Annotated in this window: 13 protein-coding genes; 3 read left to right on the top strand and 10 right to left on the bottom strand. The window is 74.3% G+C overall.

Going from position 1 to position 15,249, the window contains the following annotated elements; genetic code table 11:
- Positions 1 to 56 precede the first annotated feature (56 nt).
- Positions 57 to 896 (top strand): DUF72 domain-containing protein, encoded by an 840-nt coding sequence (locus tag GCU67_RS11235; RefSeq protein WP_163611309.1) that lies wholly within the window; start codon positions 57 to 59, stop codon positions 894 to 896.
- On the opposite strand, the gene GCU67_RS22820 is transcribed toward GCU67_RS11235, so the two are convergent.
- Complete coding sequence (locus tag GCU67_RS22820; protein WP_163611310.1) at positions 854 to 1,849, bottom strand: Gfo/Idh/MocA family protein; 996 nt, start codon at positions 1,847 to 1,849, stop codon at positions 854 to 856. The genes GCU67_RS11235 and GCU67_RS22820 overlap by 43 nt on opposite strands.
- The gene (locus tag GCU67_RS11245; RefSeq protein ID WP_163611311.1) at positions 1,846 to 2,196 is read right to left on the bottom strand and encodes a VOC family protein; all 351 of its coding nucleotides are present in this window, start codon (positions 2,194 to 2,196) and stop codon (positions 1,846 to 1,848) included. The genes GCU67_RS22820 and GCU67_RS11245 overlap by 4 nt, the downstream gene beginning before the upstream one ends.
- 16 nt (positions 2,197 to 2,212) lie before the next feature.
- Between GCU67_RS11245 and GCU67_RS11250 the strand changes: the two genes are divergently transcribed.
- Positions 2,213 to 2,479, top strand: a complete 267-nt coding sequence (locus tag GCU67_RS11250) for a DUF4031 domain-containing protein (protein ID WP_163611312.1) — start codon at positions 2,213 to 2,215, stop codon at positions 2,477 to 2,479.
- Here GCU67_RS11250 and GCU67_RS11255 read toward each other — a convergent pair.
- The 4 genes from GCU67_RS11255 to GCU67_RS11270 all read right to left on the bottom strand — a co-directional run bounded on the left by GCU67_RS11255 (position 2,476) and on the right by GCU67_RS11270 (position 7,195).
- Entirely contained in the window at positions 2,476 to 2,712 is a 237-nt protein-coding gene (locus tag GCU67_RS11255) for a DUF6458 family protein (RefSeq protein ID WP_163611313.1), read from the bottom strand. The genes GCU67_RS11250 and GCU67_RS11255 overlap by 4 nt on opposite strands.
- A 128-nt stretch (positions 2,713 to 2,840) precedes the next feature.
- A complete protein-coding gene (locus GCU67_RS11260; RefSeq protein WP_163611314.1) occupies positions 2,841 to 3,464 on the bottom strand; it encodes a metal-dependent phosphohydrolase in 624 nt (207 codons plus the stop codon).
- 266 nt (positions 3,465 to 3,730) lie between these two features.
- Complete coding sequence (locus tag GCU67_RS11265; protein WP_163611315.1) at positions 3,731 to 5,209, bottom strand: glucose-6-phosphate dehydrogenase; 1,479 nt, start codon at positions 5,207 to 5,209, stop codon at positions 3,731 to 3,733.
- A gap of 210 nt (positions 5,210 to 5,419) precedes the next feature.
- On the bottom strand, positions 5,420 to 7,195 hold the full coding sequence (locus GCU67_RS11270) for a DEAD/DEAH box helicase (protein WP_163611316.1): 1,776 nt from the start codon (positions 7,193 to 7,195) through the stop codon (positions 5,420 to 5,422).
- Positions 7,196 to 7,406: 211 nt separating this feature from the next.
- On the opposite strand from GCU67_RS11270, the gene GCU67_RS11275 reads away from it, so the two are divergent.
- On the top strand, positions 7,407 to 7,592 hold the full coding sequence (locus GCU67_RS11275) for a hypothetical protein (RefSeq protein ID WP_163611317.1): 186 nt from the start codon (positions 7,407 to 7,409) through the stop codon (positions 7,590 to 7,592).
- Between the two features lie 12 nt (positions 7,593 to 7,604).
- Here GCU67_RS11275 and GCU67_RS11280 read toward each other — a convergent pair whose 3' ends face one another.
- From GCU67_RS11280 to GCU67_RS11295, 4 genes are all read right to left on the bottom strand, one after another.
- Complete coding sequence (locus GCU67_RS11280) at positions 7,605 to 9,410, bottom strand: hypothetical protein (protein ID WP_163611318.1); 1,806 nt, start codon at positions 9,408 to 9,410, stop codon at positions 7,605 to 7,607.
- A 98-nt stretch (positions 9,411 to 9,508) separates the two neighbouring features.
- The gene (locus GCU67_RS11285; protein WP_163611319.1) at positions 9,509 to 11,191 is read right to left on the bottom strand and encodes a DNA repair helicase XPB; all 1,683 of its coding nucleotides are present in this window, start codon (positions 11,189 to 11,191) and stop codon (positions 9,509 to 9,511) included.
- A gap of 278 nt (positions 11,192 to 11,469) precedes the next feature.
- Positions 11,470 to 12,756 carry an SAM-dependent methyltransferase gene (locus tag GCU67_RS11290; protein WP_163611320.1) on the bottom strand — a complete coding sequence of 429 codons (1,287 nt, stop codon included), beginning with the start codon at positions 12,754 to 12,756 and terminating at the stop codon, positions 11,470 to 11,472.
- A 140-nt stretch (positions 12,757 to 12,896) separates the two neighbouring features.
- Positions 12,897 to 15,155: a helicase C-terminal domain-containing protein gene (locus GCU67_RS11295; protein ID WP_163611321.1), complete on the bottom strand. Its 2,259-nt coding sequence runs from the start codon at positions 15,153 to 15,155 to the stop codon at positions 12,897 to 12,899.
- Between the last annotated feature and the right edge of the window lie 94 nt (positions 15,156 to 15,249).

A 15,249-nucleotide genomic window follows, 5' to 3' on the forward strand; every position in this document is an offset into this window, starting at 1 on the left:
AACCGCTCGAGACGACGGAGGGAGTTGGCCGCCGGCGCGCGGGGTAGGCGCTCCGGATGACGGTGGTCATCGGGACGTCGGGGTGGCAGTACCGCGACTGGCGGGGCCGCTTCTACCCGCCGGCCCTGCCGCAGCGGCTGTGGTTGGAGCACCACGCCGCCCACTTCGCCACCGTGGAGAGCAACAACGCCTTCTACCGGCTCCCCGAGCGCAGCACCTTCGAGACGTGGCGGGAGCGCACCCCGGCCGACTACCGCTGGGCGGTCAAGGGCAGCCGCTTCCTCACCCACCTGAAGCGGCTGCGGGAACCGGCCGAGCCGGTCGCCCGGCTGATGGACCGCGTGGCCGGCCTCGGGGACCGGCTGGACGTCGTCCTGCTCCAGCTGCCGCCCACGCTCCAGCGCGACGTCGACCTGCTCAGCGAGTGCCTCGGGCAGTTCCCGGCCGGCACCCGGGTGGCCGTCGAGCCGCGGCACGAGAGCTGGTGGACCGACGACGTCCGCGCGCTGCTGGAGCGGTACTCGGCTGCCCTGTGCTGGGCCGACCGCGGGGAGCAGCCGGTCGCCCCGCTGTGGCGGACGGCGGAGTGGGGCTACCTGCGGCTGCACACCGGCGCCGAGGGCTGGGGGTACCGGCCGGAGACCCTCCAGCTGTGGGCGCAGCGACTGTCCGACATCTACGGCGACGACGACGTCCTGGCCTACTTCAACAACGACCCCGGCGGCGCCGCGACGGTCGACGCGGTCACCTTCGCCGGAGCCTTCCGCGCCGCCGGACGTGAGCACACCCGGGTGCCGACGACGGAGGAGGCGAGCGGGGCGGCCTGGCCACCGAAGCCGCCGCCGAAGAGCCGTCAGAGGACGGCGGGGTCCTCGGCGAACGTCACGCCCAGCTGAGCGGCGGCCTGCTCCAGGACGTCCTGCACGGCGAGGGTGTCGGCCAGTGGCATGACCGCGCTCTCGGTGCGCCCGGCCCGCAGGCACTCGGTGACCTCGATCAGCTCGTGGGAGTAGCCCGAGGCCAGCGCCGGCAGGGTGATCTCCTCGGGCTCCGCGCCGACCCGGTGCAGCACGATCGTGGCCGGGTGGTGAAAGCGGGGGAGGACGTCGACCCAGCCCGCCGTCCCGAACACCCGGGCCTGGCCGGGCAGCGCGTTGTGCAGCGAGGTCATCAGCGTCGCGGAGCGGCCGTCGGCGTACCCGAGCAGCAGCGAGGCCTCGGCCTCCACGCCGTTGTCGAACAGCGACCCGGTGGCGGTGACGGTGTCCGGGTCGCCGAGCAGCATCTGGGCGAAGGAGACGACGTAGACGCCCAGGTCGAGCAGGGCGCCGCCGCCGAGCTCCTTCGCGAACAGCCGGTCGGTGGCGTCGAACTCGCGCTGGACGCCGAGGTCGGCCTGCACCGAGCGCACCTCACCGATCGCGCCGTCGGCGATCAGCTCGCGCAGCCGGACGACGGCGGGCTGGAAGCGGGTCCACATCGCCTCCATGACGAACACGTCCGCGGCCCGGGCGGCATCGACGACCTCGCGGGCGCCGGCGACGGTCGCGGTGAACGCCTTCTCCACCAGCAGGGCCTTGCCCGCGGCGATCGCGCCCAGGTCGATCGCGTGGTGCTGCGGGTGCGGGGTCGCGACGTACAGCACGTCGACGTCGGGGTCGGCCAGGATCTCGGCGTAGGAGCCGTGCGCCCGCTCGATGCCGTGCCGGTCGGCGAAGTCACGGGCCCGGTCGGCCGAGCGGGAGGCGACGGCGACCACGAGGGCGCCCTCGACGGCGGCGAAGTCGGCCACCACCTTCTCCGCGATGCGGCCCGGCCCGACGACGCCCCAGCGGATCTCTTCGGTCACGCCTGAGACGTTAGCGGGGAACCGAAGCGGAGCAGGTTGCCGTCCGGGTCGACGTGGCTGCCCTCGCGGATGCCGTAGTCCATGTCGACCGGCATCGTCGTGCTGCCGACGCCGACGGACTGCAGGTGAGCGGCGACCGCATCGGTGTCCGGTACGTGCAGGAACACCTCCGCGGTGCCGGCGCGCGGGGCGACGGTGAGGTGCAGCTCGAGCCCGGACCAGGCGGCGAAGCCGTAGGTGTCGTCATGACGGCTCGTGAGGAAGCCAAGAGCCGCGTAGTGGGCGAGCGACCGTTCCAGGTCGGCCACCGGGAGGACGGGGGATGCGCGTACCTCGACGACGTCCATGCACGAGACTGGCACGGTGGCACTGCTCATCGACACCCCTGTCTGGCCATGGCGGGGGCGGAAGTGGTCGCACCTGGTCAGCGACGTCGACCACGACGAGCTGCACGCCTTCGTCGCCGCCCACCTGGGCATGCCGCGCCGGGCGTTCCAGGGCGACCACTACGACGTACCGGAGGAGCTGTACGCGGTCGCGGTGGGAGCCGGCGCCGAGCCGGTGGGCAGCCGGGAGCTGCTCCAGCGGCTGATGGGCGCCGGCCTCCGCCGGAAGAAGCCGCGGGGCTAGAAGGACTCCTCCGTGGTGGACCGGCGGACCGGGCCGCCCTCGTAGCCGTCGGTGCGCACGACGCGCCGGCGGCGCGGTGCCCAGACGGCGAGCTCGACGAGGATGCCGAGGGCGCCGACGGCCATGAGGATCCAGCCGACGACGTCGAGGTCGATGCCGCTGACCTCCGCGCTGACCGCGAAGGTCAGGATGGCGCCGATCGCGAGCAGGAAGATGCCGGTTCCGAGCCGCACGGGGACTCCTCTGTCAGACGACCGGTCCCCGGAGGGGCGCCCCCGGGACGGCGGCGGGTCGTCGGACGACCGTGGGGCACCGGCCGGTCGCCGCGCCACCCCCGCTCACCCGGCTGGGTGACCGGTGGTCAGGCGGACCGGGCGCGCAGCAGGCTGAGCTCGGCGGCCAGGTTGGCGCGGGCCGGGGCCTCCCACGCCTGGGCGTCCGGCGTCCGGAAGAGCGCGGGCAGGGCCAGCAGCTGCTCGAGCACGGCGGACCGCCCGGCGGTGAAGTCGGCGTCGGACACGTGCGCGTACTCCGCCCTGATCGCGGTGGCGTACGCGACGTAGGCCTGCGGGGGACTGGCCAGCACGGCCAGGTCGGCGTCGCAGAGCACCGCGCCGTTGGCGTCGTCCGGCTCGGCGTCGTGCCCGGCGGTGAGCAGCACCAGCCGCTCGACCTCGGCGACCGTGCCCGGCTCGACCAGGCCGAGCAGGCCGATGCGCGCCCGGTCGGCGCTGACCTGCTCGTTGTCGCTGCGCTGCGGGTCGTAGGCGACGTCGTGGTACCAGGCGGCCAGCCGCACGGCGGTGGGGTCGGCGGCGTGCCCGGCGAGGGAGTCGACGAGGCCCAGGACGGCGGCCAGGTGCGCAAGGTCGTGGTACCTGCGGTGCGGCTCGGACCACGCGCCGACGACCGCGGCCCACTCGGTGCGCGAGGTGGGGGAGTCACCGGCCAGGGCCGCCCACTCCGGGAAGTCGACGCCGGCCACGGCACCGAGTCTGACACCTCGGTGCGACGTGTCGTGACCGGTGGCGCGGGTAGAGTGGACGACGTCCGGGCCGGGCGACCTGTGTCCCCGGGCTCCACTAGATAACTGCCGCCGCGGAACACCGCCTCGACCTCGGTCGGGGGCTGGAGCTGCGGATGTGCAAACCGCCGCGAGGCGACCAGCGTCCGGTCCGGACCCGAGCGCACGAACGGCCCCCGTCCACCAGGACGGGGGCCGTTCGTGCGCTCAGGGCAGACGGCGTCGCGTCACTCCTCCGTCTGGCCGAGCAGCCAGCCGTGCTCGCCGGCCAGCTCGTTGGCCGCCGCGGGGCCCCATGAACCGGAGGCGTAGGGGTGCACCTCGGGCCGTGCGTCGAGCACCGGCTGCAGCGCCCGCCAGGTCTGGGCCAGGCCCTCGCTGGTGGTGAACAGCGACCGGTCGCCGACCAGGACGTCGTGGATCAGCGAGACGTAGGGCGGCAGCGGGTCACCGCCGGGGATCTTCGACAGGTCCAGCGACACCCGGGCGGGGGCCATGGCCAGGTCGGGGCCCGGCTTCTTGGCCATCACGTCGATGTCGACCGAACCCGCGCCGGCCAGCGAGAGGGAGACGACGTTGCCGTTGGCCGGGACGTCGTCCACCGGGCCCTTGGGGCGGTGCAGGATCAGGCTGACCCGCTGCTGCTTGGCGGCCAGCTTCTTGCCGGTGCGCAGCAGGAAGGGCACACCCCGCCAGCGGCCGGAGTCGATGCACAACCGGGCGGCGACGAAGGTGTCGGTGTCGCTGTCGTCCGGCACGCCGTCCAGCTCGCGGTAGCCCTCGAACTGGCCCAGGACGACGTCCTCGGGCTGCAGCGGGCGGAACTTGGCCAGCACCGACTCGCGGGCGGCGAGGATGTCGTCGGCCTTGAAGCTGACCGGGGGCTCCATGGCGACCTCGGCGGCGACCTGGAACAGGTGGGTCACCAGCATGTCCAGGGTGGCGCCGGTGGCGTCGTAGAACTCGGCACGGTCGGCCACGTCGAGGTCCTCGGGGACGTCGATCTGCACCTGGGCGATGTGCTCGCGGCTCCAGATGTGCTCGAACAGCCCGTTGGCGAAGCGGAGGGCGTGGAGGTCCTGCGTGCCCTCCTTGCCCAGGAAGTGGTCGATGCGGAAGACCTGCTCCTCGGAGAAGACCGAGTGCACCAGGTCGTCGAGCTCGCGGAAGCCCTCGGGCGAGGCGCCGAAGGGCTTCTCGTAGACGATCCGGGCCCCCTCGCCGAGGCCGTGGGCGCCGATGGCCTTCGTGTACCCGGTGAACGCCTTGGGCGGAAGCGAGAGGTAGTGCACCAGCTGCGCCTCGTCGCCGAGCTCCTTGCGGGCGGTGGCGACGGCGTCGAGCAGCTGGCCCGGGTCCTCGTCGGTGAACCCGCCGCCGGCGAAGCGCAGGCGCTGGCTGAACTCCTCCCACGGCCCGTCGTCGGTGCCGGAGGCGAACTCCTCCAGGGCACCCTGGACGTGCTCGACGAACTCCTCGTCGCTGCGCTCCCCGCGGCCGCTGCCGATCAGGCGCCAGTCCGCGGGCAGCAGGCCGTGCTGGGCGAGCTGGTAGAACGCCGGCAGCACCATGCGGCGGGCCAGGTCACCGGTGGCCCCGTAGAGCACGAAGACGGTGGGGGACAGGTCTGTGGTCGTCCCGTTCTCGGGCACGTTGATCCTCTCGGGCGCGGCCGACCTCCGCGGGGGCGGGAGGTCGGAGGTCATCGGCCCGTGCGGCGCTGCACGGCCTTCGTGGGCGTCAGTCTGCCCACACGGGGAAGGGCTCACCCCTCAGGGGAGCGCGTCGCCAGGGAAGACACCGACCGGCCCGCTTTTCTTCCGCTCGGCACCCGGCCCAGTGGGCAGTCGTGGTCGCCGACACGGCCGGGCACGCCGCGCCGGGCGACCGCAACTGCCCAGTCAGGGTCGGATGGCTCAGAGCATCGTGCGCAGGCGCTCCCGGCGGGCGCGGAGGACGTCGACCGACGCCGAGGCCGACGGGGGGCCGGGCACCGACTGGCGCAGCTGGGTGTGCACCACGGCCTGCGGCTGCGACGTCTTGGCCGCGATCCGGTTCACCAGCCGGGTGATCTCCCGGCGCAACTCGGCGACGTCGCGCCAGCCGTTGCCGACCGCCGCCTCCTCGGGGTGGTCCTCGACGACCATGAAGCCGTCGTCGTCGCCGCGGGCGTGCGAGGCGGCGACGCGGATCCGCAGCTCGTCGTCCCGCTTGGAGAGCAGCTCGGCGGTCTGGGCGGGGGTGAGCAGCCCCGGGATGCCCAGGTACTCCTCTTCCTCCTCGCCGAGGACGACGGTGGCGCCGCGGCCCTCGCCGGTGTGCGCCGTCCCGCTGTGCAGGACGTGGGCGAACCGGGCGTCGGCCTCCAGCGCCTCCCACTTCTGCATCTCGCCCTCCCGCGGCTCGCGCGGCGGCAGGTCGAGCGCCTCCAGCTCCTCGTCGGGCTGGGACTTCGGCGGGGGCATGACGTGGTTGCGCTGCTCCTCCATCGACGCGGCCAGGCTCAGCAGCGGCCGTACCGCGGGGAGGAAGACCGTCGCCGACTCGTGTGGCCCGCGGGCACGCACCACGCGGCCGACGGCCTGGGCGAAGAACAGCGGCGTCCGGTAGGAGGTCATCCAGGCCAGGACGGCGGCGCGCGGGACGTCGACGCCCTCGGAGACCATCCGCACGCAGACTGCGATCCGGGCCCCGCCGAGGTTGAACTTCTCGATCTTCTTCGACGCCTTGGGGTCGTCGGAGAGGATCAGCTCGGGCGCCTTGCCGGTGACCCGGCGGACGATCTTGGCGTACTCGCGGGCGTCGTCCTGGTCGCTGGCCAGCACCAGCCCGGCGGCGTCGGGCATGCCGGACTCGCGCAGGTGGGTGATCCGGTCGTCCATCGCGGCGATGACGTGCGGGACCCACTGGCCCTTGGGGTCCAGCGCGGTGCGCCAGGCCTGCATCTCCACCGACTTGGTGCCCGCCTCGGACAGCGACGCGGCGACGACCTCGCCGGCGGAGTTCCGCCAGCGCGAGGTGCCGGTGTAGGCGGCGAAGACGACGGGGCGGACCACGTTGTCGGCCAGCGCCTCCTTGTAGCCGTAGGTGAAGTCGGCGGTCGACATGAGGCCGCCCTGGCCCTCGAAGCCGTCCTCCACGTACTTCACGAACGGGATGCGCTCGTCGGCCTTGGTGCGGAACGGGGTGCCGGTCAGCGACAGCCGGCGGGCGGCGCGGGTGAACGCCTCCTCGATGGCCTCGCCCCAGGACAGGCCGTCACCGGCGTGGTGGACCTCGTCCAGGATCACCAGGGTCTTGACGCTGGTCGCGCGGGCGGCGTGCAGCATCGGCTTGCCGGCGACCTGGGCGTAGGTGGTGACGTAGCCCTGGGTGCCGGCGCGGACCGGTCCGATCGCGTTGGTCAGGTTCGGGTCGAGCACGATGCCCATCGCGTGGGCGGCGTCGGCCCACTGCATGCGCAGGTGGTCGGTCGGGCAGACGACGACCACCCGGGCGACCTCGCGCTTGGCGAGCAGCCGGGCGGCCAGGGTCAGGGCGAAGGTGGTCTTCCCGGCGCCCGGGGTCGCGGTGACCAGGAAGTCCTTCGGGGAGGACTCCTCGTACTTGCCGAGGGCCGCGGTCTGCCAGGCCCGGAGCGGTCGGCTGTTCGTCTGCGGGGCTCTCGCCGCCGCCTGTGTCGCAGTCGCCATGTCGAGGGTCATTCTGGTCGGGCCGGGGGCAACACGCCCAACCGGGTGCCTCCGGCGCGCCTCCGGGCTCTGCGCGTATGGGGACTACACCGCGACGCCCTGACCTGCGGTTTCCTCAATCCGCCCCCGCGGTGTGGGACATGTCATGGCCGAGCCGGACCGGCTCGTCACCACCGGCGGCTGATGGAGTCCCAGCGCTGCGGAAACCGAGGTGGCCCGGGCCGCCCGCGACGACCTCGGGCTGGACTGGCTGCGGATCGAGGTCCGCGGCGGCGCCGGGCTGGAGCCGTTCTACGAGCAGTTCGGCTGGCAGGTCGTCGGCCGCTGGCCCGGCGCGATCGCGGTCACCCCCGACGACCGCCGCGACGAGGTCCTGTTGACGCTGCCCCTGCGTTGATGGAGCTCCGGCTCACCGGTCCGGGACCTCGGCGTCCTCCGCCTCGGGTGCCAGCGCGTGGGCCGCGTCGAGCAGGTGCAACAGCTCACCGGGCCCGACGCTCGCCGCAGGGCCGGTCGGGAGCAGTGCCGAAGCCGCACCCACGTCGAGCACAACCGGCTCGCCGGCGGCCAGCCGACCGTGTGCCGACACCGGACCGCCCCCCTGGAGTGCAGCAGCGGCGTCGGCCGGCAGCGGCTGGACCAGCGGGACTGCGACGAACCTGAGCGGCGAGACCACCGGGTCCATGAGGAGCACCAGGGGTTCACCTGCTGCGTCAGCGGTCAGCAGGCCGAGTGCGGGCCGGGCTGTGGCCGTCCGCGTCCGGCCGACCCACGCGCGCCACCGGGCCAGCGACGCGACCCGCCAGCCGGCCACGAGCACCGAGGTGGCCATGAGCAGGGAGCCGAGCAGTGCACCCCGGCCGAGGTCGTCGTCGGCCCCGCTCAGCCTGGCCCGATCCGGGTCGTCAGTGGCGTACACGACCCGCACGGGGCGCCCGGCGGGCAGCTCACTGGACGTGGCGACGTCGGCTCGCCGCAGTGCGCCGTCGGTCCCGGTGAACTCGACGGTCAGCTCCCCGGGCAGCGGGCCCGCCCCCTCGAAGACGACCTCCCCGGTGCTGATGCCGGCCACCGAGGCGGTCGTCTGGGTCTGCAGGACCCACCAGCGGTACGGCTGTGGCCAGGTGATGACCAGGACGAGCCCACCGAGCAGCAGTGGGATCCAGAGCGGGGTCAGGAACCGGATCGCGGGCACGGCGGTGCGCGCACCGTGCGGTCGGCGGGTGTCCGACCAGCCGTTCGTCGGGACCTGCCGGGTGGCGTAGGGCGCCAACCGGTCCAGGACGGCGCGCGGCTGCTCACCGTGGCCTGTGACCACGTCGCGCATGGTCAGCTCCGGCAGCGGGGTGACCGGTCCGGTCGGTGGGGGGTCGAGGGTCCCGGCCGGGGTGGTGGCCGTCAGCCACTGGCGTCGGCGGTTGCGCAGGTAGAGCAAGCGCCATGCGCCGACCGTCAGTGGTGGACCGCCGAGCAGCAGGGCGATGAACACGTACAGGCCCGGTGTCGAGGGGTCACCGCCGTCGGGCCAGCCGCTGACCCGTACGTCCAGCGGGGTGCCGGGCACGTCATCGTCGCCGGTCGCGTCGTCGAGGCAGTCGGCCTCCCCGGTGTGCAGGACCTGCTGCCGGTCCTCCCACACCACCGGGCACAGCCCGTCGTCGAGGTCGCGGTCCCCGGCGACGACGGTGGCCGTGGCGCTGTAGCCGGTGGTGAAGGACCAGGCGGGGTAGGCGATCCCCAGGGCGGCAGCGGCGATGAGCACCCACGCCCACCACGACCGACCTGGCGGGGTGGGGGCCGGCAGCGGGGCGGGGGACACGCCCGACGGGACGGTGTCCGGGAGGACGTCGGTGAGCAGCTGGGCCAGGTCGGAGTCGACGTGGACCGTGGCGGTGCCGCCGCCGGCCAGCGAGAGCCGCAGGTCGACGGCGTCCTGCTCGGCGTTCCACCCGACGGCCGGGCCCGCGGACAGCAACTGGGCGCCGCCGAGGTCGACCTGGTGGCCACCGCGCCGGGCGGTCCACACCGCTCGCCCGCCGGACAGCACGACCCGCCCCGACCGCGCCCGCCCGCTGTCGCGGGACACCCGGGCCGGGACCGAGGTCGTCCCCGCGTCGGTGAGCTCTACGCGCGACCGGCGGGCGCGCCGCGCGCGGAACCAGGCGATCAGCAGGCCGATCGCCAACGCGCCGGCCATCTGGAGGAGGAACGTCACGCCGTCGGCATCGGCATCTGCATCATCCGAGTGGAGCGGAGGAGGTCTCACGGAGTCCCAGCGCTGCGAGATGCGAGCGCTGGGACTCCATCACGTGCTCAGGCGCCCTCGTCGACCCAGTCGGGGCCGTTGACCTCGCCGGGGCCGGCCAGGTCGCCGGCGTCGACGATCGTGTACGCGTAGCCCTGCTCGGCCAGGAAGCGCTGCCGGTGGGCGGCGTACTCGCTGTCCAGGGTGTCGCGGCTGACCACCGTGTAGAAGTGCGCCGTCCGGCCGTCGGCCTTGGGGCGGAGCACCCGGCCGAGGCGCTGGGCCTCCTCCTGCCGGGACCCGAAGGTGCCCGACACCTGCACCGCGACCGCGGCCTCGGGCAGGTCGATGGAGAAGTTGGCGACCTTGGAGACGACGAGGGTCTTGATCTCCCCGGTGCGGAACGCGGCGAACAACCGCTCCCGCTCCTTGTTGGTCGTCGACCCCTGGATGACCGGGGCGTCCAGCGCCGCGCCGAGCTCGTCCAGCTGGTCGAGGTAGGCGCCGATGACCAGCTTCTGGTCCTCGGGGTGCCGCTCCAGGATGCGGCGGATCACCGGCATCTTGGAGTGCGCGGTCGCCGCGATCCGGTAGCGCTCCTCGGGCTCGGCGACCGCGTAGGTCATCCGCTCCTCGTCGTCCAGGCTGACCCGCACCTCGACGCACTCGGCCGGGGCGATGTAGCCCTGCGCCTCGATGTCGCGCCACGGGGCGTCATAGCGCTTGGGCCCGATCAGGGAGAAGACGTCGTCCTCGCGGCCGTCCTCGCGCACCAGCGTCGCGGTCAGCCCCAGCCGGCGGCGGGACTGCAGGTCGGCGGTGAGCCGGAAGATCGGCGCGGGCAGCAGGTGGACCTCGTCGTAGACGATCAGGCCCCAGTCCTGGGCGTCGAAGAGGTCCAGGTGCCGGTACTCGCCCTTCCGGCGGGTGGTGATCACCTGGTACGTCGCGATGGTGACCGGGCGGATCTCCTTGCGCTCCCCGGAGTACTCGCCGATCTCCTCCTCGGTCAGCGAGGTTCGGGCGATGAGCTCGCGCTTCCACTGCCGCCCGGAGACGGTGTTGGTGACCAGGATCAGCGTGGTCGCCTTGGCCTCGGCCATCGCCGCGGCGCCGACCAGCGTCTTGCCCGCGCCACACGGCAGGACGACGACGCCCGAGCCACCGGCCCAGAAGCCGTCGACGGCCTCCTGCTGGTAGTCGCGCAGGTGCCAGCCGTCCTGGGCCAGCTCGATCGGGTGGGCCTGGCCGTCGACGTAGCCGGCGAGGTCCTCGGCCGGCCAGCCGATCTTCAGCAGCGCCTGCTTGAGCCGGCCGCGCTCGGCGGCGTGCACGATCACGGAGTCGGCGTCGATCCGGGCCCCGAGCATGGGAGCCACCCGCTTGCTGCGGACGACCTCCTCCAGCACCCCCCGGTCACTGCTGGTGAGGGTCAGCCCGTGGACCGGGTTGTTGGCCAGGGTGAGCCGGCCGTAGCGGTCCATCGTGTCGGCGATGTCGACGAGCAGGGCGTGCGGCACCGGGTAGCGGCTGAAGCGCACCAGGGCGTCGACGACCTGCTCGGCGTCGTGGCCGGCGGCGCGGGCGTTCCACAGGGCCAGCGGGGTGACCCGGTAGGTGTGCACGTGCTCGGGGGAGCGCTCCAGCTCCGCGAACGGGGCGATCGCCGCCCGGCACTCCTTGGACTGCGGGTGGTCGACCTCGAGCAACAGCGTCTTGTCGGACTGGACGATCAGGGGGCCGTCGGGCACGCGCGCGCATCCTCTGTTCGCAGGTTCCGCGCAGACCTGCACGCGGACTGTCCACGGTAACGCCGTCAGGTGACACCGCCTTCCGGACGGCGGTGTGCGGCCGACCTCACCGACGGCGTCCCGCTCCTGCGGTGGACGCCGTCCGGACGTGAGATCTGCGTTCTCGTGGCCTGCGGGGCCGGGAAGCCACGAGATCGCAGCTCTCACCCCGGGACGGCGTCGGCATGGCCCGCACCCGGGGGCTGGAGTGGCCACTTCCGCCCCCGGGGTGTGGGTGGTCAGAGCCAGGCGTCGCGGCGGAGCGGGGGGTGCTGGCCACCGCCGCGCTTCTGCAGCAGCACCTGGTTCACGCCCATCTCGCCGGACTCGAACGTGAGCGCACTGGCGGCCATGTACAGCCGCCACACCCGCGCCCGGCCCTCGCTGGTCGCGGCGACGGCGGCGTCCCAGTTCTCCTCCAGCCGGTCGACCCAGGCGCGCAGGGTGAGCGCGTAGTGCTGGCGCAGCGCCTCGACGTCGAGGACCTCCATTTCCACGCTCTCCAGGAAGCCCACCGTCTCGCCGAGGTTCAGCAGCTCGCCGTCGGGGAAGACGTAGCGGCCGATGAAGCTGTCCGGGCGCACCACCGAGCGGCCGGCGTTCCAGGCGATGGCGTGGTTGAGCAGCCGGCCGCCGGGGCGCAGGAGCCGGGCCAACTGGGCGGCGTACCGGGGCATCTCCGCGCGGCCCACGTGCTCGGCCATGCCGATCGAGCTGATCGCGTCGAAGGGCTCGTCGTCGATCTCGCGGTAGTCCTGCACGCGGATGTCGATCTTGTCGGTCAGCCCGGCCTCGGCCACCCGCTTGCGGGCCATCCGGGCCTGCTCCTCCGACAGCGTGACGCCGACGACGACGGCGCCGTACCGCTGCGCGGCGTGGATGGCCATCGAGCCCCACCCACAGCCGACGTCCAGCAGCCGGGTGCCCTCGGTCAGCCCGAGCTTGCGGCAGACCAGGTCCAGCTTGGCCTCCTGCGCGGCGTCCAGGCCGGTCTGCGGGGTCGCCCAGACCGCGCAGGAGTAGACCATCGACGGGCCGAGCACCAGCTCGTAGAAGTCGTTGCCCACGTCGTAGTGGTGGCTGATCGCGGCGGCGTCCCGGTGGCGGGAGTGCCGGTGCCCGCGCCGCTCGACCGCGGACTCCTCGGCCGGCGGGGCCGGCTCCGGGCCGATCGCGCCCAGCCGCAGGGCCGTCCCGAGCAGCGACAGCCGCTCGCGCCAGGTGGTCTGCGCCGCCGGGCCGTCCTGGGTCAGCCGGCCCGCCGTCCGGAGTGCGGCGAAGGTCGCGAAGACGTCGTCCTCGATGTCCATCTCACCCGCGACGTAGGCCCGGGCCAGGCCCAGCTCGCCCGGTGCCCAGACCATCCGGCGCAGCGCCCGTCGCGAGTTCACCGCGACCACCGGGGCGCCGGCCGGGCCGGTGACCGACCCGTCCCAGCCGCGCAGCCGCACCGGCAGCTCGCTCGTCCCCAGCACCGCACCCAGTGCCCCGGCCAGCCGGTCGGCGACCGTCGTCCTGCTCGTCATCTCCACCACTCCTGCCCGCGACAGAGCCAGCGGAGGTCCGGACGGTCCGCCCGGCCGCTGGTTGTCTACACCAACTACCTCCGCGGAACACCGGGCAGGGCCGTGATCATCCCGGAGTCACCCGGTCAGGGGAACAGGTCTCAGGACGGGGTGGGGTCGTCCTGCGGTCCGACCAGCGCGACCGACGTGATCCGGTGGACGGCGAAGGTGCGCGTCTCGCCGCGGCCCTCGCCGAAGCCCTGCAGGAAGCCACCGGACAGCGACACCGGCTGGACGACGCGCTGGCTGCCGCTGCCCTGGGCGTCGACGTAGCCCAGCCACACCGGCAGGCCCCCGCTGACCGCGCGCGAGAGCAGCTCCAGGGTGCTGGCGGTGGTGACTCCGGGGATCTGCCGCACCGGCTCGGCCCGGCGCGCGGCCAGCGCGGCGTCCCCGGCGCGGACCTCCCGGACGGTGGCCGCGACGTCCTCCGGTCGCAGCGGCCGGGGACCGGCGGCGGCCGGGCTCCCGGGACGACGCCCGACGGCCCGCGCCGGCGCCTTGGGCCGGGTCAGGACCGCGCCGCCCGAGGACTCGCCGGCCGGGGCGTACCCAGCGGCGCGCAGCACGGTGAGCACCTCGTCGGCCGCCAGCCCGCTGACCAGGACCCCGGGCGCCAGCCGACGAAGCTCGGCGTTGGCGGTGCGCCGGTCGCTGAGCACCTGGGAGACCAGCCCGTGGTCGTCGGAGCGGACGTAGCACTCGATGGCGCCGACCCGCAGCCGGCCGTGCTGGCGGGCGACGTCGTCGACCAGGTAGTCCAGCGCCTGCGGCACCGGGGTGCGGGAGGCGCTGGTGAAGAAGTCGTGCAGGTCGCTGGCCGACCAGCCGGAGTCCAGCGCGCGCCGGATGCTGGACTCCGAGACCCGGTACACCGTGGCGCCGCCGGAGGACTCGACGTCCGCGACCACGGCCAGCGTCCCGGCCAGGTCGGCGAGCAGCGGGCCCGGGGCGATGAGGGAGAGGTCGGGCTGGGCGAGCACGTGGTCGACCGGGGCCGGCAGCAGGCCGCGCATGCCGTCCGCGGCGCCGTCCTCGCCGTCGGCCAGCAGGCCGCGACCGCCGGAGCTGAGCACCCCGCTGACCGCGATGCCCAGCCGCTCGGCCTCGGCGAGCAGGTCCGGCACGGGGGACAGCCGGTCCGCCCGCCGCGGGGTGCGCCAGCGCAGCAGCGAGACGAGCTCGCCGGGGGCCAGGCCCTCGCCGGGGCCGAACTCCGCCAGCACCGCCAGCGCGGAGCGGCGCAGCGCCGGCGCGGTCTGCCGGACCACGTCGGGTGAGAGCACGTTCACCGCCTTGCCCGCGACGTCGCGCTCGCCGACCAGGGAGATCAGCCGCGGGCTGGTCAGCCAGCCCTCGGCGAGCACCGCCCAGCGGTCGGTGAGGTCCTGCTCGCGCCAGGCGTCGTAGCCGCGGGTCGGCAGCCACTCGTCGCGCTGCGCGCCGCCGACGTCCAGCAGCCCGGCGGCGTGGGCGACCTCGACCAGGAACGCGATGTCGCGCTCGCCGACCTTGAGCTCCTTGGCCAGCCGCTTCGCGTCGCGCACGCCGAGCCCGCCGCTGCGCAGCAGTCCGGCCGGCTCTTGTTCCAGGGCGGTGAGGACGTCGGTGACCCGGCTCAGCACCTCGAGCGCGGAGCCTGCAGCCTGCTGGTCGACGCGGGCCGGGTCGCGGCGGGTGACCTCCGGCTCGGGGCGCAGTCGCGGCGGGCCGAGCGGGGAGTCGCCGCGCAGGAGCAGCCCGATCTCCCGGGGCAGCTCGACGTTGATCGCGTCGATCCGGGCCAGCAGCCCGGCCTGCAGCAACCGCCGGGCCGGGGTGAGCGAGCCCGCGGAGGAGTCGGGCAGGTGGCCCACCGGGCGGTCCCCGGCCAGCCGGTCGAGCACGGTGCGCTCGTCGGGGGCGAGCTCGGCCAGCGTGGCGGGCAGGTCGCGGGGCAGCAGCACCCGCAGGTCGGTGGCCCGCCGGCCCAGACCCGCGGGGTAGCGGACCGCGCGGCGCACCGGCTCGGGGGCGCGCAGCTCGTCGTCGCCCCACAGCAGCGCCCGAGTGGTCAGCGACTCCACCGCGGCCGACACGACCTCCGGGGGGACGGCGGACAGCAGGCCGGGCAGCTCGGTACGGGCGACGCCGTCGGTGGGGGAGAGCAGGACGGCGTCGAGCACCTGCAGCGTGGCGGCGTCCAGCTCGTCGAGCGCCCGGTCGACCGAGACCGGGACGGCGAGGCGGGTCGCCAGCCCCACGACGTCGGAGGGGGCGGGGCGCGCGACGTCGGGCCGGGCGACCAGGAGGGCGCCCAGTTGCTCGTCGGTGCGGGTGCGCAACCAGGCGGCGAGCGTGGCGGGCTGGTCGGCGGGCATCCGCTCCACGCTACGTCGGGCGGGGGTGGTGCCGCTGCGGCGGCCGGTGCCGCTCACCCGACCGGTGGACCCGCCGCGGTCGGGGCGGGTCCCA

This window comes from Modestobacter muralis, from assembly GCF_010682105.1.
Lineage (GTDB): Bacteria > Actinomycetota > Actinomycetes > Mycobacteriales > Geodermatophilaceae > Modestobacter > Modestobacter muralis.